The organism is Paroceanicella profunda, from assembly GCF_005887635.2.
In the GTDB taxonomy this organism is placed as follows: Bacteria; Pseudomonadota; Alphaproteobacteria; order Rhodobacterales; family Rhodobacteraceae; genus Paroceanicella; species Paroceanicella profunda.
In genome coordinates this window covers 306,241-323,825 of the sequence record NZ_CP040819.1, presented here as the reverse complement: position 1 = coordinate 323,825, position 17,585 = coordinate 306,241, and the positions used below count along the sequence as shown (strand labels likewise).

The window sequence follows — 17,585 nt, the reverse complement described above, 5'->3', positions numbered from 1 at the left end:
GGGCCGGGCGCAAGGGCGCAGGGTCCGGACACAGTTGCAAACGGGAGGAAAGAACAATGAAAACCGCATTCCGGGCCACCGCCGCCATGGTGGCGCTCATCGCCGGGTCCTCCGGCGCATGGGCCGACGAGGCGGCCATCGAGAAATGGCTGCCCGAATTCCAGCCCTCCACCCTCTCCGAAGCGGAGCAGAAGGCGGAGATGGAATGGTTCATGAAGGCCGCCGAGCCGTTCAAGGGCATGGACATCCGCGTGGTTTCCGAAACCATCGCCACGCATGAATACGAGTCCAAGACCCTGGCGCGCGCCTTCTCCGAGATCACCGGCATCAACCTCACCCATGACCTCATCGGCGAGGGAGACGTGGTCGAGAAGCTGCAGACGCAGATGCAGTCGAACGAGAACATCTACGACGCCTACATCAATGATTCCGATCTCATCGGCACCCACTGGCGCTACAAGCAGGCCCGCGACCTGACCAAGTGGATGGCCGGCGAAGGCGCGGACGTGACCTCGCCCACCCTCGACCTCGACGATTTCATGGGCCTGTCCTTCACCACCGGCCCGGACGGCGAGCTGTACCAGCTTCCCGACCAGCAGTTCGCGAACCTCTACTGGTTCCGGTACGACTGGTTCACGAACCCCGAGCTGATGGCCGAGTTCAAGGAGAAATACGGCTACGATCTCGGCGTGCCGGTCAACTGGTCCGCCTATGAGGACATCGCGGAGTTCTTCACCGGCAAGGAACTGGACGGCCAGAAGGTCTATGGCAACATGGACTACGGCAAGAAGGACCCCTCGCTCGGCTGGCGCTTCACCGATGCCTGGCTCTCCATGGCCGGCGAAGGCGACAAGGGCACCCCGAACGGCCTGCCGGTGGACGAATGGGGCATCCGGGTGAACGAGAAGTCCCAGCCCGTGGGCTCGTGCATGGCGCGCGGCGGGGCGACCAACTCTCCCGCGGCGGTCTATGCCATCGAGAAATACATCGAGTGGCTGAAGAAATACACGCCGCCCGCAGCCGCCGGCATGACCTTCTCGGAGGCAGGCCCCGTGCCCGCGCAGGGCAACATCGCCCAGCAGATGTTCATGTACACCACCTTCGTCTCCTCTCTGGTGGAGCCGGGCCTGCCAGTGGTCAACGAGGACGGCACGCCGAAATGGCGTCTCGCCCCCAGCCCGCACGGCGCCTACTGGGAAGAGGGCATGAAGGTGGGCTATCAGGACGCGGGTTCCTGGACGCTGATGGAATCCACCCCGGTGGACCGCGCCAAGGCGGCCTGGCTCTACGCCCAGTTCGTCACCTCCAAGACCGTGGACGTGAAGAAGTCCCACGAGGGGCTGACCTTCATCCGCAAGTCGACCGTGGAGGACGAGAGCTTCACCGAGCGCGCGCCCAAACTCGGCGGACTGGTGGAGTTCTACCGCTCGCCCGCCCGCACCCAGTGGACACCGACCGGCACCAACATCCCGGACTACCCCAAGCTCGCCCAGCTCTGGTGGCAGAACATCGGTGATGCCTCCTCCGGCGCCAAGACCGCGCAGGAGGCCCTCGACAGCCTGTGCGAAGCGCAGGAGAAGGTGCTTTCCCGCCTCGAGCGGGCCGGCATCCAGGGTGACCTCGGGCCGAAGCTGAACGACGAGGAGGGCGCCGACTACTGGCTGGCACAGCCCGGCGCGCCGAAGCCGAAGCTCGACAACGAGAAGCCTGCGCCGCAGACCGTGAGCTACGACGAGCTCATCAAGTCCTGGCAGCAGTGAGCAGGCCCGGGCGGCGCCCCCCGCGCGCCGCCCTATCCCGCCCGGCGCGGGCCTTCCCCCGGCCCGCGCCGGGCTCTCCCGACCCTTTCCGCACACCGGAGCCCCTCCCATGACCCATGTGCTCGCCATCGACCAGGGCACCACCTCCAGCCGCGCCATCGTCTTCGACGAGGCCTTGCAGGTGAAGGCGGTGGGGCAGGAGGAATTCGCCCAGCATTTCCCCGCCTCCGGCTGCGTGGAGCACGCGCCCGAGGACATCTGGTCCACCACCGCGGGCACCTGCCGCGAGGCGCTGGAGCGCGCCGGCCTGGGCCCCTCCGACATCGCCGCCATCGGCATCACCAACCAGCGTGAGACCACCCTGGTCTGGGAGCGCGCCACCGGCCGCCCCATCCATCGCGCCATCGTCTGGCAGGACCGGCGCACCGCCGATTTCTGCCGCCGCCTGCGCGAGGAGGGCTGCGAGGCCCTGGTGGCCGAGCGCACCGGCCTGCGGCTGGACCCCTATTTCTCCGCCACCAAGCTGGCCTGGATCCTCGACCATGTGGAGGGCGCGCGCGCCCGCGCGAAGGCCGGCGCGCTGATGTTCGGCACCGTGGACACCTACCTGATCTGGAAGCTCACCGGCGGCGCGGCCCATGTGACGGACGCCACCAACGCCGCGCGCACCATGCTCTACGACATCCACCGCGGCTGCTGGGACGAGGACCTGCTGAAGCTGCTGGACATCCCCGCCGCCATGCTGCCGGAGGTGCGCGACAGTGCCGCCGCCTTCGGCATGACCCGGGCCGATCTCTTCGGCCGCCCCATCCCCATTCTCGGCGTGGCGGGAGACCAACAGGCCGCCACGGTGGGCCAGGCCTGCTTCCGGCCCGGCATGCTCAAGAGCACCTACGGCACCGGCTGCTTCGCGCTGCTCAACACCGGTGAGAAGCCGGTCACCTCGCAGAACCGCCTGCTCACCACCATCGCCTATCAGCTCGGCGGCAAACCCACCTACGCGCTGGAGGGTTCCATCTTCATCGCCGGAGCGGTGGTGCAATGGCTGAGAGACGGGTTGAAGATCATCCGTGAAGCCTCTGAAACCCAAGGGCTCGCGGAGGTGGCGGACCCGGCCTCCTCCCTCTACATGGTGCCCGCCTTCACCGGCCTCGGCGCCCCCTGGTGGGATGCGGAGTGCCGCGGCGCGATCTACGGTATCACCCGGGCCACGGGCCCTGCGGAACTGGCGCGCGCCGCGCTGGAGAGCGTCGCCTACCAGACGCGGGACCTGTTCGACGCCATGCGCGGAGACTGGAAGGGCTCCGCCGAGACGGTGCTTCGGGTGGACGGCGGCATGTCCGCCTCCGACTGGTCCATGCAGTTCCTCGCCGACATGCTGGGCGCCCCGGTGGACCGGCCGGTGGTCAAGGAAACCACCGCGCTCGGCGCCGCCTTCCTGGCCGCGATGCAGGCCGGCCTCTGCCCCGGGCCGGAGGAGTTCGCGCAGAGCTGGGCGCTGGAGCGCCGGTTCCAGCCCGAGATGAGCGCGCAGACGCGCGAAGCCCGCCACGCCGGCTGGCGCGACGCGGTGCGCCGCACCCTCGTACGCCCCGCCTCCGACGATCCGGCCCCGGCGAAGCCCGACGCGGCGCCCGCAGCCGGGGTCTCCGCCGGTTCGGTGTAAGGCGGCGCAGATTTCCGGTGCGCCGCGCCGTGGCGCCGTGGTTAACTGGCGCTCCCGCGCGGGCCGGGCACGGTGCCGCGCGGCCGGGAGACGCCGCAGCGGGGGCGCGAGGGACACGCCGGCGTCAGCGGAACCGGCCAGCGGGAGGGAAGGGCAATGACACCCAATGCCAGCATCGGAGCGGCGCCGGACCCGGAGGCCGAGGCCCGGGTGCGCGACAGTTTCGCCCGGCAGGGCCTCATGGCCCATCTTGGCGCCCGGCTCAGCCGCGTGGCGCACGGGCTGGTGTGCATCGCCTTGCCCTACCGCCCGGAACTCACCCAGCAGCACGGGTATTTCCACGCCGGCGGCACGTCCTCGATCGCGGATTCCGCCGGTGGCTACGCGGGGCTGACGGTGTTCCCGCCGGGCAGCGAGGTGCTGACCGTGGAGTTCAAGCTGAACCTGCTCGCGCCCGCGCAGGGCACCCATCTCGTGGCCGAGGGCCGGGTGCTGCGCGCCGGGCGCACGCTGACCGTCTGCCAGCTCGAGGTCTCGGCCCATGAGGGCACGGAGGGCCCCGGGCGCCTGGTCGCCGCCGGGCAGCAGACGCTCATCTGCCTGCCCGGTCGGGGCGCCACCGCGGAGACCGGCGCAGGGTGACTTGAAACACAGGTTTCCTGACGCTATCTTGCGTAAGCAAACATGAGGTCTCGCCATGCAGATTGCGCAGTACATCGAAGGCCGGGTGTTTTCCCCGGCCCGCATCGCCACCGCGCTGCGCACCACGCGCACCGAGATTGCCAGCACGCTGGGGCTGGGGCAGGACGCCTTTTCTCGCGCCTCACGCATTTCGGCCCGCAAGACCCAGACACGGCTGCGCGAGATGGTCGAGATCCTGAACCGGGTGGAGGCAGTGGCCGGCTCGCAACTGGCCGCCTATGCCTGGTTCCGCTCCGAGCCCCTGGCCGGCTTCGGCGGCATGACCCCCGACCAGCTGGTGCGCGAGGGCCATGCCGACCAGGTGCATGCCTGGCTCGACCGGGTGATGGCCGGCGGCTATGCCTGACGCGTGCGCGGGGCGGTCCCCCGCCTGCCCGGGCGGCACGCTCCGTCGCATCGATATCTGAAGGCAAGCGACATCGGGGCCGTCATACATGAAATATTCGGATTTTCCCGGGGGCGATGCGCTTCTGAACTGGTTCGGAGAGGTTCCGACCTTTCATGACGCCGAAATCGTCAGCCTGTCGCTCGACAGCGCCGGAAGCAGCGCCCTGAGGATACATGGCTGGATCAGGACGGGCGAGCGCACCTCCGACGGTTATTTCAGGCTGGACAGGCACGCAGTCGTGACGTTCAGCATGACTGGCATCGTGGACCTTCAACTGGACGGCTTCAGCAGCCAGAACGTCATCGCGGGCCTCATCCTCCAACGCGCAAAAGACAGGGGCCGTGCCGGCCACCACAGCCTGCCGCAGGATGAGGACGACATCGAAATCGAATTGCTCCCCTGCTACGGGATGGACGGCTTCATCAGGGCGAAGACGCTGGAGATCTCCTTCGTGCCGGGTCGGCCGGCGCGGGAATGACCCCTCTCCCGGGCCGTCGTCTCCTGCTGGCGCGAGGCAGGCTTCACGGGCGCGTCCCTGTCGCCCGGACCGGAGCCAACCGAGGTCGGTTCGCAGATGTCCCGGCCCCTTCGGCCTTGTTGCGGAAGCCCGAACGGCTCCTGCCCGAGCGCCTGTCAGCCACCCCCGCCTCACGCCGCCCGACCTGACGGAGATCCGCCGATGCCTGCCGCTGCCGTGCGTTTCGAAGGGCTCGTCTACCGGGCGCACAACCCGCAATGGGCCTGGGCGCCGCTCTCGGGCGAGGGAGCGCGGCGCTTTGGCGGCCGGTTCAACCCGCCCGGCACGCCGGCGCTCTACACCGCGCTCACCCCGCTCGGCGCCATCCGCGAGGCGAGCCCGCTGGGCCGCCCGATGCAGCCGCTCACCCTGTGCGCCTACGCGGTGGAGACGGACGCGCTCTTCGACGCCACCGACCCCGCCGCCCGGGCCGCCGAGGGCCTGCGCCCCGCAGATCTCGACTGCCCGGCCTGGAACCGCGAGATGCTGGAGGGCCGGGTGCCTGCCAGCCAGGCGCTGGCCCTGCGCCTCGCCGCCGCCGGCTATGCCGCGCTGCGCGTGCCCAGCTTCGCCGCCGGTGCAATGCCCGCGGAGGACAACATCGTGTTCTGGGCCTGGGGGCCGGGGACGCCGGCGCAGGTGACCCTCATCGACGAGGACGGCCGGTTGCCCACCCGTCCGGGCTGAGCCGGCGGGCTGTTTCGAGTGCACGCCCGCGGAGCAGCGCTTGCTGAAGTTCCTCCGGGGGCGCCGGGCGAGGGATGCGCGAGGCGGCTCCGGGACGCTATGCCGAGCACTCCGCTGCCCTGTGAGCCCGAACGGCGGCGCGGGGAAGGGAACTCCGGCGGCAGGATCCGGACCCGGCGCGCCAGGGCTCCGCATCCCCCCTTGCCGGTACCATGAGAACCGTCATCCGGAGCTCACGGCGCGATCCGGAGCCCGGAACCCGGCACGGACCGTCCGGTGCCCGGGCCCAGCGCCTGACCTCCCGGGCCCGCGGCCTGCCGCCCGCGCGTCGGGGCGCGCGTGACGGCGGCGCCTCAGGGCGCGAGTGCCACCGGCGCGTCCAGCTTGCCGGAGAAGGGCGTGGCGAGGCGGATCTCGAAGCTGCACCCGGCCTGCGGCGTGGCGGCAAGGGCGTCCGGGCCCAGCCCCTCGCGCGCCGAGGTGAGGATCATCCGCCCCGCCCCCGCCCCGAAGAACACCGGGCAAGTGGGCCGGGTCACCGGCAGGTCGATGGTGGCGATCAGCGCGCCCTCGGGCGAGAGGTGCTCCAGGCAGCCGCCGTCCCAGCGCGCCACCCAGAGGCAGCCGTCCGCGTCAACCACCGCGCCGTCCGGCTCGCCCCGGCCGTGGCCGGTGTCGAAGGGGTCCGGGGCGCCGACGGGCAGGCCGGTGGCCGGGTCAAGGGCGACACGGTTGATGATGCCGGTCGGGGTGTCGGTGAAATAGCCGGTGCGCCCGTCGGGCGAGAAGCAGATGGCGTTCGGCACGGTGATGGCGTCGAACAGGCGGCGGATCTCCCCCGCGCGGTACCAGTAGATCGCCCCGGCGCCGGGGGCCGCGTCGATCCCCATGGTGCCGATCCAGAAGGCGCCGGAGGGGTGGGTGCGGGAATCGTTGGAGCGGGTGTCCGGCCGGTCCGCCTCCAGCGGGCGGTGCAGGCTCAGCGCGCCACTGGCGCGGTCACGCAGGAACAGGCCGGCTTCCGACACCACGAGCTGGCGTTCCGCGTCCACCGCCGCGAGGGCGCTGCAGCGCATCGGCAACGCGTGGGTGCGGGTGGTGCCGGCCTCCGGGTCATGCTCGTAGAGCGTCTTGCCGAGGATGTCGAACCAGGTCACGACCCCCGTGAGGGGGTCGCAGGAGGGGCCTTCGCCCAGGGTCGCCGCCGGAGCGCCGAGGGCACGGATCTCCGGCGCGCCGCTCATTCCGCGGAGCCCTGGAGGTCGGCGGGAAGCAGGCCCTCGGGGATGTTCTGATAGCTCACCGGCCGCAGGAAGCGGCGGATCGCCAGCGTGCCCACCGAGGTGGTGTGCGAGGTGGCCGCCGGGTATGGCCCGCCATGCATCATCGCATCGCAGACCTCGACCCCGGTGGGGAAGCCGTTGGCCAGGATCCGGCCGGCCTTGCGCTCCAGCACCGGCATCAGGTCCCCCGCCAGCTCGGTGTCGCCCGCGTCCATCTGCAGGGTGCAGGTGAGCTGGCCCTCGAGGCTGCGCGCGATGTCGAGCATCTCGCCCGCGTCGGCGGCGCGGACCATCAGGCCCAGCGGGCCGAACACTTCCGTGTGCAGCTTCGGATCGGCGAGGAAGGCCTCACCGGTGGTCACCAGCAGGTCGGGCGCGTTGCGGCGGCCCTCGCCGGAGGAACACAGCGCCTGACGCACGCCCTCCTGTCCGGCCAGCATGTCGCGGCCCGAGCGGTAGGCATCGGCAATGCCGCCGACCAGCATCGGCTGGGCATCGGTGCCCGAGAGCACGGCGCCGGCTTCCTTCTCGAAGGCATCGGCATCGGCGCCGTCGAGCAGCACGGCCACGCCGGGATTGGTGCAGAACTGCCCCACGCCCATGGTGAGCGAGCCGGCCCAGCCGGAGGCGATCTCGGTGCCGCGCGCGGCAAGCGCCTCGGGCAGCACGAACATCGGGTTCACCGAGCCGAGCTCACCGTAGAACGGGATGGGGTTCGGCCGGGCGCAGGCGAGGTTGTAGAGCGCGCGTCCGCCGCCGAGCGAGCCGGTGAAGCCAACGGCAGTGATCAGCGGGTGCTGGACCAGCGCCTCGCCGGCCTCACGGGTGTTGGACTGCACGAGAGAGAACACGCCGGCCGGCAGGCCGCAGGCGCGGATGGCCGCGTCGATGGCCTCGGCCACGATCTCGCCGGTGCCGGGATGCGCCGGGTGGCCCTTCACGACCACCGGGCAGCCGGCGGCGAGGGCGGAGGCGGTGTCACCGCCCGCGGTGGAGAAGGCGAGCGGGAAGTTCGAGGCGCCGAACACGCCCACGGGGCCGAGCGGGCGCTCCATCAGCCGGATGTCCGGGCGCGCCATCGGCTGGCGGTCGGGCAGGGCCTTGTCGTAGCGGCGGTCCAGGTAATCGCCCTTGCGGATATGCGCTGCGAACAGGCGGAGCTGGCCGGTGGTGCGGCCGCGCTCGCCCTCCAGGCGCCCGGCGGGCAGGCCGGTCTCGCGGGTGCCGATATCGGTGATCTTCGCGCCGCGCGCCTCGATCTCCTCGGCGATCTTTTCCAGGAAGACCGCGCGCTCCTCCCGCGTGGTGTAGCCATAGGTCCAGAAGGCTTCCTCGGCCGCCTGAACAGCGCTGTCCACGTCGGCCGCGGTGGCGAGGCTGATGGTGGCCTTCGGCCCGCTCACCGGGTCGGACTCGAAGGTGGCGGGGGAGGTGATCCACTCCCCGGCAATCAGATGCCGGCCGGTGGGGATGTAGCTGTCTGTCATGACTGTCTCCTGTGCGTACCGCCGGGGCCGGCCCGCCCTCACGGCAGGCCGGCCCCTGACGGGTGTCCGTGTGTTCAGTCGTGGAACGGCGCGGTGTGGGTGATCCGGCCGGTCAGGAAGGCATCGGCGACGATGCGCAAGGGTGTGACGTCGACATTCCGGGCGCCGGTGTCAAGGAGGCCGGCGAATTCGCGGTAAAGACCGTCGTATTCTGCCTCCGGTTCCTCGAGCACCAGCCGCCCGTCAACCTCCATGCGCTTGCCGCCGCCCGAGAGCTTCAGCGTCTCGCCGGAGGCGTCCACCTCCAGGTCCCACAGCGGCGGGCCCTCATGCGCCCAGTCGAAGGCGACCTCCATCGGGGTTCCCGCCGGGTCGCGCAGGGCGAGGTCGGCGCGGATGGGGGTGGCGCGGTTCTCCGGGAAGCCCAGCTCGGCGGAGACGAGGCGGATCGGCATCGGCCAGATCGCGGTCAGCATCGAGAGCGCGTTGATGCCGGGGTCGAAGACCCCCAGCCCGCCGGGCTCCCAGATCCACTGCTGGCCGGGGTGCCACTCGCGCACGTCCTCCTTCCAGTTGATGCGCACGGCCGAAGGGCTGCGCTCCGCGATCCAGGCCTTCGCCGGTCCCACGGCGGGGGCGTGGCGCGAATGCCAGGTGGCATAGAGCACCAACCCGCGCTCGGCGGCGAGGGAGGAGAGGTCCTCCACCTCCCCCAGCGTGGCGCCGGGGGGTTTTTCCAGCATCACGTGCCGCCCGGCCTCCAGCGCCGCGCGGGCCATCTCGTAGCGCACCTGCGGCGGCACGCAGAGCGAGATCACCTCGATGTCCGGGCGCGCGGCAAGCAGCGCGTCCAGCTCGGTGAAGTTCTCCACTCCCTCCACGCCGCCCGACCGGCTCACCGAGGCGGCGAACGTGTAGTCCGGCAGCCGGGCGATGGAGGGCAGGTGCTGGTCGTTGGCGATCTTGCCGAGGCCAACGACAGCGACCTTCCAGGGCTCCTTGCTCATCTCGTCTCCTCAGTGCGAGTCGCGCGGGACCTCATGTCCCCGGCAGCCGATCAGGAAGTCGAAATCGGCTCCCTTGTCCGCGCCCAGGACATGGTCGTGGAAGAGCTGCGCATAGCCGCCCTTCGGGGTCCGGATCGGCGAGGCCCAGGCGGCCAGTCGCGCGTCGATCTCCTCTTGCGGCACGTCGAGGTGCAGGCGGCGGGCCTCCACGTCGATCTCGATCATGTCGCCGTTCTGCACGATGGCGAGCGGGCCGCCGGCAGCGGCCTCCGGCGCCACGTGCAGCACCACGGTGCCATAGGCGGTGCCGGACATGCGCGCGTCCGAGATGCGGATCATGTCCTTGATCCCCTTGCGCAGCACCTTCGGCGGCAGGCCCATGTTGCCCACCTCGGCCATGCCGGGGTAGCCGCGGGGCCCGCAGTTCTTCATGACCATGATGCAGGTCTCGTCGATATCAAGGCTCTCGTCGTTGATCTTGGCCTTGTAGTCGTCGATATCCTCGAACACCACCGCCCGGCCGCGATGCTTCATCAGCTCCGGCGAGGCCGCCGAGGGCTTGAGCACCGCGCCCAGCGGCGCGAGGTTGCCCCGCAGCACCGCGATGCCGCCATGCTCGGTGAGCGGGCGGTCGAGCGGGCGGATGACATCCTCGTTCCAGTTCTTCACCTCCGAGACTTCCTCGGCCATGGTCCTGCCCGAGACGGTGAGCGCCCCGCCATGCAGGCGGCCGCTGTCGAGCAGGGCCTTCAGCACCACCGGCAGGCCGCCGGCATAGAAGAACTCCTCCATCAGGTATTCGCCCGAGGGCATCAGGTTCACGATGGTGGGGATGTTGCGGCCCTGCGCGTCCCAGTCATCGAGGCTGAGGTCGATGCCCACGCGGCCCGCGATGGCGAGCAGATGCACCACCGCATTGGTGGAGCCGCCGATGGCGCCATTGGTGCGGATGGCGTTCTCGAACGCTTCTTTCGTAAGGATGTCAGAGGGTTTCAGGTCGTCCTTGACCATCTGCACGATGCGCCTGCCGGTGAGCTGGGACATCACGCGGCGGCGCGCGTCCACCGCCGGGATGGCGGCATTGCCCGAGAGCGCCATGCCGAGCGCCTCGGCCATGCTCGCCATCGACGAGGCCGTGCCCATGGTGTTGCACGAGCCCGGGCTGCGCGACATCGCGATCTCGGCCTCGAGGAAATCGTCGCGGGTCATCTCGCCCGCCTTGATCGCCTCGGACATCTGCCATAGCGCGGTGCCCGAGCCCACCCGCTCTCCGCGGAACCAGCCGTTGAGCATCGGCCCGCCGGTGACCACGATGGCCGGGATATCGGCCGAGGCCGCGCCCATCAGCAGCGCGGGCGTGGACTTGTCGCAGCCCACCATCAGCACCACGCCGTCCACCGGGTTGGCGCGCAGCGCCTCCTCCACGTCCATGGCGCAAAGGTTGCGGTACATCATCGCCGTGGGGCGCAGCGAGCTTTCGCCCGGCGAGAACACCGGGAACTCCACCGGCAGGCCGCCGGCCTCGTAGATGCCGTTCTTCACCTTCTGCGCCAGGTCGCGCAGATGGGCGTTGCAGGGGGTGAGCTCGGACCAGGTGTTGCAGATGCCGATCACGGGGCGGCCGTCGAACAGGTCGGCCGGCAGGCCCTGGTTCTTCATCCAGGAGCGGTGGTAGATGTTGTCCCGGCTGTCACCGCCATACCATTCCTGCGAACGGAGGCGGCGGGGCCAGGCGGCGGGTGTGAAGGTCATCGGTCTGGTGTCCAGTCGGAGTGAGAAGGGTCAGAGGGTGGCGACGGCATAGGCGCCGCCCGAGGCGGGCACGGGGGCGGCCACGGCCAGCGGGTTGCGCAGGGGCAGGCCGAAGGCGCCGGCCTCCATCTCGAACACGTCGCCCGGCGCCACGGAGATCTTGTCCGCGAAGGAGAGCGTGGCGGTGCCGAACATGTGCACGTGCACGTCGCCCGGGGCGCGGAAGATGCCGTACTTGAAGTGGTGATGCTCCAGGTTCGCGATGGTGTGGGACATGTTCTTCTCGCCGGAGAGGAACGGCTTCTCCCAATAGGCCTTGCCGTCGCGCAGGATGCGCGAGGTGCCGGAGATGTCGGCCGGCGGCTCGCCCAGCAGCATCTCGGGGCCGAAGGAGCAGGGGCGCAGCTTGGAATGGGCGAGGAACAGGTAGTTCTGCCGCTCGGTCACGTGGTCGGAGAACTCGTTGGCCAGCGCGAAGCCCAGCCGGTAGGGGGTGCCGTCCGGCCCGTTCACGTAGATGCCGGCGATCTCCGGCTCCTCGCCGCCGTCCTCCGCGAAGGCGGGCGAGACGAGGGGCGCGCCCGGGGCCACGGCGGCATGGCCGTTGCCCTTGTAGAACCATTCGGGCTGCACGCCCACCTCGCCCGGCTTCGGCCGGCCGGCCTCCAGCCCCATGCGGAACATCTTCATCGAGTCCGTCAGCACCTCCTCCTCGGTGGCGGCCTTGTCCTTCTCGTGCATGGCCGAGCGGGTGGAGGCGGAGCCGAGATGGGTGAGCCCGGTGCCGGTGATGTGCATGTGCGTGGCGTCCGGATGCGTGATGGGCAGCATCACGCGGCCCTCCTCATAGGCGCGCTCCAGGTCCACGGCCTCGCCGAAGCCGAGGGCGTTGATCTGCTCGATCATCTTCGAGCCGGTGGAGATGCAGTGCCGGGCGATCTCGTAGACCGAAGCCGCATCCCGCACGATGTAGGCCTCTGTGCCGTTGCGCACCACGACGCGCAGCGTGCCGGACGGGTCCTTGATCTGGGAAATGAGCATGTTCGTGATTCCTCCGGCCCTCAGGCCTTGTTCTTGTTGTAGACGTCGAAGATGACGGCGGCGAGCAGCACCAGGCCCTTGATCACCTGCTGGTAGTCGATGCCGATGCCCAGAATGGACATGCCGTTGTTCATGACCCCCATGATGAAGGCCCCGACCACGGCGCCGACCACGGTGCCAACGCCGCCCGACATCGACGCGCCGCCGATGAAGCAGGCCGCGATCACGTCCAGCTCGAAGCCGAGGCCGGATTTCGGCGTCGCGGTGTTCAGCCGCGCGGCGAAGACGAGGCCGGCGAGGGCGGTGAGCACCCCCATGTTCACGAAGGTGAGGAAGGTGAGGCGCTTGGTGTCCACGCCGGAGAGGCGGGTGGCGCCCTCGTTGCCGCCGAGCGCGTAGATGCGCCGGCCGGTCACGGTGCGGGTGGTCACGAAGGAATAGACCGCGATCAACAGCGCCATGATGATGAGCACGTTCGGGAAGCCGCGGAAATCCGCCAGCGTCCAGGTCATGTAGAGCAGGGCCGCCGCGATCACCAGGTTCTTGCCGATGAAGAAGGCGAAGGGCTCGTCTGCCGCGCCGCCGCGCTCGGCGCGGGCGCGCGCGCGGAAGGAGAGGTAGAGCATGATGGCCGTGGTCGCCACGCCGAGGATGAGCGAGAGCACGGAGAAGCCCTTCATCGACACGACGTCGGGAATGAAGCCCGAGGCGATCTTGCCGAAGCTCGCCGGGAACGGGCCCACCGAGGCGCCGTCGAGCAGCCAGAGCGACAGGCCCTTGAACACCAGCATGCCCGCGAGCGTGACGATGAAGGAGGGGATCTTCCAGTAGGCCACCCAGTAGCCCTGCGCCGCCCCGATCACGCCGCCCACGATGAGGCAGGCGATGGAGGCGAGGAACCAGTTCACGCCCCATTGCACGGTCATCACCGCGCAGAGCGCGCCGACGAAGCCCAGCACCGAGCCCACCGAGAGGTCGATGTTGCCCGAGACGATGACCAGCATCATCCCCACCGCCATGATGACGATGTAGGAGTTCTGCAGCAGCAGGTTGGTGAGGTTCACCGGGCGCAGCAGGATGCCGCCGGTGAGCACCTGGAACAGCGCCATGATGACCACGAGGGCGACGAGAATGCCGTACTCGCGCATGTGGTTGCGGATGAAGCCGAAGGACGAGCCGCCCGCGGCCCCGCCCTGCTGGATGGTTTCGTCGCTCATGCGGCCCTCCCGTCGGCACGGATGATCATGCTCATGATTTTCTCCTGGCTGGCCTCGGCCGCCTGCATCTGGCCCAGGAACCGCCCTTCGTTCATCACGTAGACGCGGTCACAGATGCCCAGCAGTTCGGGCATTTCCGAGGAGATCACGAGGATCCCCCGGCCCGAGGCGGCGAGGTCGCGGATGATGGTGTAGATTTCGTACTTGGCGCCCACGTCGATGCCGCGGGTGGGCTCGTCGAGGATCAGGATCTGCGGGTCGGCGAACAGCCACTTGCCCAGCACCACCTTCTGCTGGTTGCCGCCCGAGAGGTTCTTCGTGGCCTGGGCGATGCCCGAGGATTTCACGTTCAGCCGCCTGCGGTAGTCCTCGGCCACCGAGACCTCGCGCGCGTTATCGATGACGCCGCGCTCGGACACGCCCTCCAGGTTCGCCAGCGTGGTGTTGTGGCGGATGGAATCGTCCAGCACCAGGCCGAGGGACTTGCGGTCCTCCGTCACGTAGCAGATGCCCGCGGCGATGGCCTTCTTCACGCTGGAGGTGTCCACCGGCTGGCCGCGCATCTCCACCGTGCCGCTGATGCCGGTGCCCCAGGACTTGCCGAAGATGCTCATCGCGAGCTCGGTGCGCCCGGCGCCCATCAGCCCCGCGATGCCCACCACCTCGCCGGCGCGCACGGTGAAGGACACGTCGTCCACCGCCATGCGCTCGGCATGCTGGGGGTCGCGCACGTTCCAGTTCTTCACCTCCATCAGCACCTCGCCGATCTTCGGATCGCGCGGGGGGTAGCGGTCGGAGAGCGAGCGGCCGACCATCTCGCGGATGATCTCGTCCTCGGAGACCTGGCCCGGCACCACCTCGCGCGTGCTGACGGACTGGCCGTCGCGCAGCACGGTGATGGAGTCCGACACATGGCCGACCTCGTTGAGCTTGTGGCTGATCAGGATGGCCGAGATGCCCTTGCGCTTGAAGTCGAGCAACAGCTCGAGCAGCGCCGCGCTGTCCTTCTCGTTGAGCGAGGAGGTGGGCTCGTCGAGGATGAGCAGCTTCACGTCCTTGGCCAGCGCCTTCGCGATCTCCACCAGCTGTTGCTTGCCCAGGCCAAGGTCGGAAATCTTCGTGCGCGGGCTGTCCTTCAGCCCCACGCGCGCCAGCAGCTCCGCGGTGCGTCGGTAGGTCTCCGACCAGTCGATCACGCCGTTCTTCGCGCATTCGTTGCCGAGGAAGATGTTCTCGGCGATGGAAAGCTGCGGCACCAGCGCGAGTTCCTGGTGGATGATGACGATGCCCTCGTCCTCGCTGTCATTGATGCCGCGGAAAGCCTTCTCCTGCCCCTCGTAGAAGATCGCACCCTCGTAGGAGCCGTGGGGATAGACCCCGGAGAGGATCTTCATCAGGGTGGACTTGCCGGCGCCGTTCTCCCCGCAAAGCGCGTGGATCTCGCCGCGGCGGACCTTCATGTTCACGTTGTCGAGCGCCTTCACACCAGGAAAGGTCTTGGTGATGTTGCGCATTTCCAGAATGGTATCCATTCGCGCCCCCGCTGGACAAGGCTGCGCCGTCCGGCGGGACCGCTCCCGCCGCTCACGGACGTGCCGGTTCGGCAGGGCGCGCGGTGGTCCGCACGCCCTGCCGCGGTGTCATTCGATCTCGTCTTCGGTGTAGTAGCCGCTGCCGATCAGGACCTCTTTCCAGTTGTCCTTCGTCACCAGGACCGGCTTGAGCAGGTAGGCCGGAACCACCTTCATGCCGTTGTCGTAGGTCTCGGTGTCGTTGATCTCGGGCTCGTCGCCCTTCAGCAGCGCGTTGACCATGCCCACGGTGACGCGGGCCAGTTCACGGGTGTCCTTGAAGATGGTGGAATACTGGTCGCCGCGCAGGATGGCCTTGACCGACTGCACCTCGGCGTCCTGTCCGGAGATGTAGGGCATCGGCTGCTCGGCGGTGCCGTAACCCACGCCCTTGAGCGAGGAGATGATGCCGATGGAGAGCCCGTCATAGGGCGAGAGCACCGCGTCAACGCGGTCGTTCGTGTAATGGGCGGAGAGCAGGTTGTCCATGCGGGCCTGGGCGACGGAGCCGTCCCAGCGCAGGGTGCCGACCTTGTCCATGCCCATCTGGCCGGATTTCACCACCAGCTTGCCCTCGTCGATGAGCGGCTGGATCACCGACATCGCGCCGTTGTAGAAGAAATAGGCATTGTTGTCGTCCGGCGAGCCGCCGAAAAGCTCGATGTTGAACGGGCCGGTGGCCCCGTCCTTGAACAGCGCGTCCACGAGCGACTGGGCCTGCAGCACGCCCACCTGGAAGTTGTCGAAGGTGGCGTAGTAATCCACGTTCTCGGAATCGCGGATCAGCCGGTCATAGGCGATCACCGGGATGTCGGAGGCGGCGGCGTTCTCCAGCGCGTTGGAGAGGGTGGTGCCGTCGATGGCTGCGATCACCAGAACGTTCACACCCTTGGTGATCATGTTCTCGATCTGCGCGAGCTGGTTCGGGATGTCGTCTTCTGCGTACTGCAGGTCGGTCTCGTAGCCCGCTTCCTGCAGCTGCTTGACCATGTTGTTGCCGTCGTCGATCCAGCGGGCCGAGGACTTGGTGGGCATGGCAACGCCGACATAGCCCTTGTCCTGGGCGAAGGACGGGCCGCCGATGGCGGCGGCGGCAAGCGCAATGGCCCCGACCGCGGTGTTGAAGAATCTCATCATTTCCTCCCGGTGACGAACCAGCCGACTGAGGCCGGTCTCTCGCGTCTTCGTTTTCGGATTCGAAGCGTCGTTCTTGCCGTCAGTTAACGGAACGTTATCGCTCCGGATCCGTGCTGGACGTTATGTCGGCCTCCGTATAGCAATCAAATTCTATTATGTGATCCTGTTATGCATATGATGGTATAGATGTGGATAACCTCTTGGCGGAATGGTCCCGCGGGAGGCAGTTCGCGGGGAAGATGCACATGCCGGAAGGGCTCAACCATTACGAGAATTCCGCCCCCCGGGCGCGGGAGGACAGGCTCGTCCGGCGCGGCATGCGCCTGCCGCACCTCCGCCTGATGGCGGCGCTGGAGAGCACGGGGCAGATCTCGGCCGCGGCCACGGCACTGGCCATGTCCCAGCCCGCCGCCTCGCGCCTTTGCGCGGAGATGGAGGAGATGACCGGCGTCACCCTCTACCGGCGCACCGGGCGGGGGGTGGAGCTCACCGTCTACGGCCAGCGCCTTGCCCGGCGCGCCCGCACCATCCTGCGCGAGCTGGACGAGGCGGACCGCGAGATCACCGAGCTGCGCTCCGGCCTCTCCGGCCGGGTGCGCATCGGCGCGGTCACCGGGGCTGCGATCGAGCTCCTGCTGCCCGCCATCCGCCAGGCGCGGGTGAACTATCCGGGCATCGACATCTCGGTGGAGGTGGGCACGTCGGACGAGCTCTGCGGCATCCTCGACAGCGGCCGGATCGACTTCTTCCTCGGCCGCATTCCCGCCACCCGCGAGCTGCGCCGCTACGGCGCGGAATTCCTGGCCGAGGAACCGGTGAGCCTGGTGGTGCGCCCCGGCCATCCACTGCTGCGCCAGAACCCGGTGCGGCTGGAGGATTGTGTGCGCTACGACTGGGTGATGCAGCCCGAGGGCACGCTGCTGCGCCGCACGGTGGAGGACCGCCTGCAGCAGCTTGCCGTGGCGCTGCCGGCAAAGGTGCTCTCCACCTCCTCGCTGCTGCTCACGCTCATCACCATCTCGCAGACCAACGCGATCACGCCCGTCGCCCGCTCCGTGGCGGATTTCTTCGGTGCCAGCGCCGAGTTCGGCGCCCGGCTGGAGGCGCTGCCGCTGGCGCAGGTGATCACCATCTCGCCCTATTCCATCGTCTCCCTGCCGGGGCAGAGCCTGTCTCCCGCCTCGCAGATCATCCATGACCTGGTGCGCCGGCGCTTCATCGACCGAGGCGCGCAGCCCGCACCGCTCCCCCCCTGACCGCGGCCCGGGCGGGAACGCCGCGCGGGCCCGGCCGGCGCGGCAGGGCTCGCGACGCAGGCAGGTGGCGGTGCCCGGCGGTTCGGCCCCATCCCTGCGCCCACACCACAGGGC

General features: G+C 69.1%; 14 protein-coding genes and 1 pseudogene. 7 read left to right on the top strand and 8 right to left on the bottom strand.

The window, feature by feature from the left end; translation table 11 throughout:
- Positions 1 to 56: 56 nt before the first annotated feature.
- From FDP22_RS19505 to FDP22_RS19480, 6 genes and pseudogenes are all read left to right on the top strand, one after another.
- Positions 57 to 1,760 (top strand): ABC transporter substrate-binding protein, encoded by a 1,704-nt coding sequence (locus FDP22_RS19505; protein ID WP_138573469.1) that lies wholly within the window; start codon positions 57 to 59, stop codon positions 1,758 to 1,760.
- A gap of 109 nt (positions 1,761 to 1,869) precedes the next feature.
- Positions 1,870 to 3,345: pseudogene (gene glpK / locus FDP22_RS19500) on the top strand (glycerol kinase GlpK); the annotation flags it as partial.
- 237 nt (positions 3,346 to 3,582) lie between these two features.
- Positions 3,583 to 4,068 carry a PaaI family thioesterase gene (locus tag FDP22_RS19495; RefSeq protein ID WP_138573473.1) on the top strand — a complete coding sequence of 162 codons (486 nt, stop codon included), beginning with the start codon at positions 3,583 to 3,585 and terminating at the stop codon, positions 4,066 to 4,068.
- A 55-nt stretch (positions 4,069 to 4,123) separates the two neighbouring features.
- Positions 4,124 to 4,474, top strand: a complete 351-nt coding sequence (locus FDP22_RS19490; RefSeq protein ID WP_138573475.1) for an antitoxin Xre/MbcA/ParS toxin-binding domain-containing protein — start codon at positions 4,124 to 4,126, stop codon at positions 4,472 to 4,474.
- 88 nt (positions 4,475 to 4,562) lie between these two features.
- Positions 4,563 to 4,994, top strand: coding sequence for an Imm50 family immunity protein (locus FDP22_RS19485; RefSeq protein ID WP_138573477.1), 432 nt, complete (start codon positions 4,563 to 4,565; stop codon positions 4,992 to 4,994).
- A gap of 201 nt (positions 4,995 to 5,195) precedes the next feature.
- On the top strand, positions 5,196 to 5,720 hold the full coding sequence (locus tag FDP22_RS19480) for an RES family NAD+ phosphorylase (RefSeq protein WP_239031965.1): 525 nt from the start codon (positions 5,196 to 5,198) through the stop codon (positions 5,718 to 5,720).
- 353 nt (positions 5,721 to 6,073) lie between these two features.
- Here FDP22_RS19480 and FDP22_RS19475 read toward each other — a convergent pair whose 3' ends face one another.
- From FDP22_RS19475 to chvE, 8 genes are all read right to left on the bottom strand, one after another.
- Positions 6,074 to 6,964: an SMP-30/gluconolactonase/LRE family protein gene (locus FDP22_RS19475; RefSeq protein ID WP_138573479.1), complete on the bottom strand. Its 891-nt coding sequence runs from the start codon at positions 6,962 to 6,964 to the stop codon at positions 6,074 to 6,076.
- Positions 6,961 to 8,490 carry an aldehyde dehydrogenase (NADP(+)) gene (locus FDP22_RS19470; RefSeq protein WP_138573481.1) on the bottom strand — a complete coding sequence of 510 codons (1,530 nt, stop codon included), beginning with the start codon at positions 8,488 to 8,490 and terminating at the stop codon, positions 6,961 to 6,963. The genes FDP22_RS19475 and FDP22_RS19470 overlap by 4 nt, the downstream gene beginning before the upstream one ends.
- Before the next feature lie 74 nt (positions 8,491 to 8,564).
- Complete coding sequence (locus tag FDP22_RS19465; protein WP_138573483.1) at positions 8,565 to 9,497, bottom strand: Gfo/Idh/MocA family protein; 933 nt, start codon at positions 9,495 to 9,497, stop codon at positions 8,565 to 8,567.
- 9 nt (positions 9,498 to 9,506) lie between these two features.
- Positions 9,507 to 11,249 carry an L-arabinonate dehydratase gene (gene araD / locus FDP22_RS19460; RefSeq protein ID WP_138573485.1) on the bottom strand — a complete coding sequence of 581 codons (1,743 nt, stop codon included), beginning with the start codon at positions 11,247 to 11,249 and terminating at the stop codon, positions 9,507 to 9,509.
- 30 nt (positions 11,250 to 11,279) lie between these two features.
- A complete protein-coding gene (araD1, locus tag FDP22_RS19455) occupies positions 11,280 to 12,290 on the bottom strand; it encodes an AraD1 family protein (protein ID WP_138573487.1) in 1,011 nt (336 codons plus the stop codon).
- Positions 12,291 to 12,310: 20 nt separating this feature from the next.
- Positions 12,311 to 13,507: a multiple monosaccharide ABC transporter permease gene (gene mmsB / locus FDP22_RS19450; RefSeq protein ID WP_138573489.1), complete on the bottom strand. Its 1,197-nt coding sequence runs from the start codon at positions 13,505 to 13,507 to the stop codon at positions 12,311 to 12,313.
- On the bottom strand, positions 13,504 to 15,039 hold the full coding sequence (gene mmsA, locus FDP22_RS19445) for a multiple monosaccharide ABC transporter ATP-binding protein (RefSeq protein ID WP_138573491.1): 1,536 nt from the start codon (positions 15,037 to 15,039) through the stop codon (positions 13,504 to 13,506). Before mmsA ends, mmsB begins: the two co-directional genes overlap by 4 nt.
- A 108-nt stretch (positions 15,040 to 15,147) precedes the next feature.
- Entirely contained in the window at positions 15,148 to 16,212 is a 1,065-nt protein-coding gene (gene chvE, locus FDP22_RS19440; protein WP_138573493.1) for a multiple monosaccharide ABC transporter substrate-binding protein, read from the bottom strand.
- 248 nt (positions 16,213 to 16,460) lie between these two features.
- Here chvE and FDP22_RS19435 point away from each other — a divergent pair, with 248 nt between their 5' ends.
- A complete protein-coding gene (locus FDP22_RS19435) occupies positions 16,461 to 17,471 on the top strand; it encodes a LysR family transcriptional regulator (protein WP_170317804.1) in 1,011 nt (336 codons plus the stop codon).
- Positions 17,472 to 17,585: the final 114 nt, after the last annotated feature.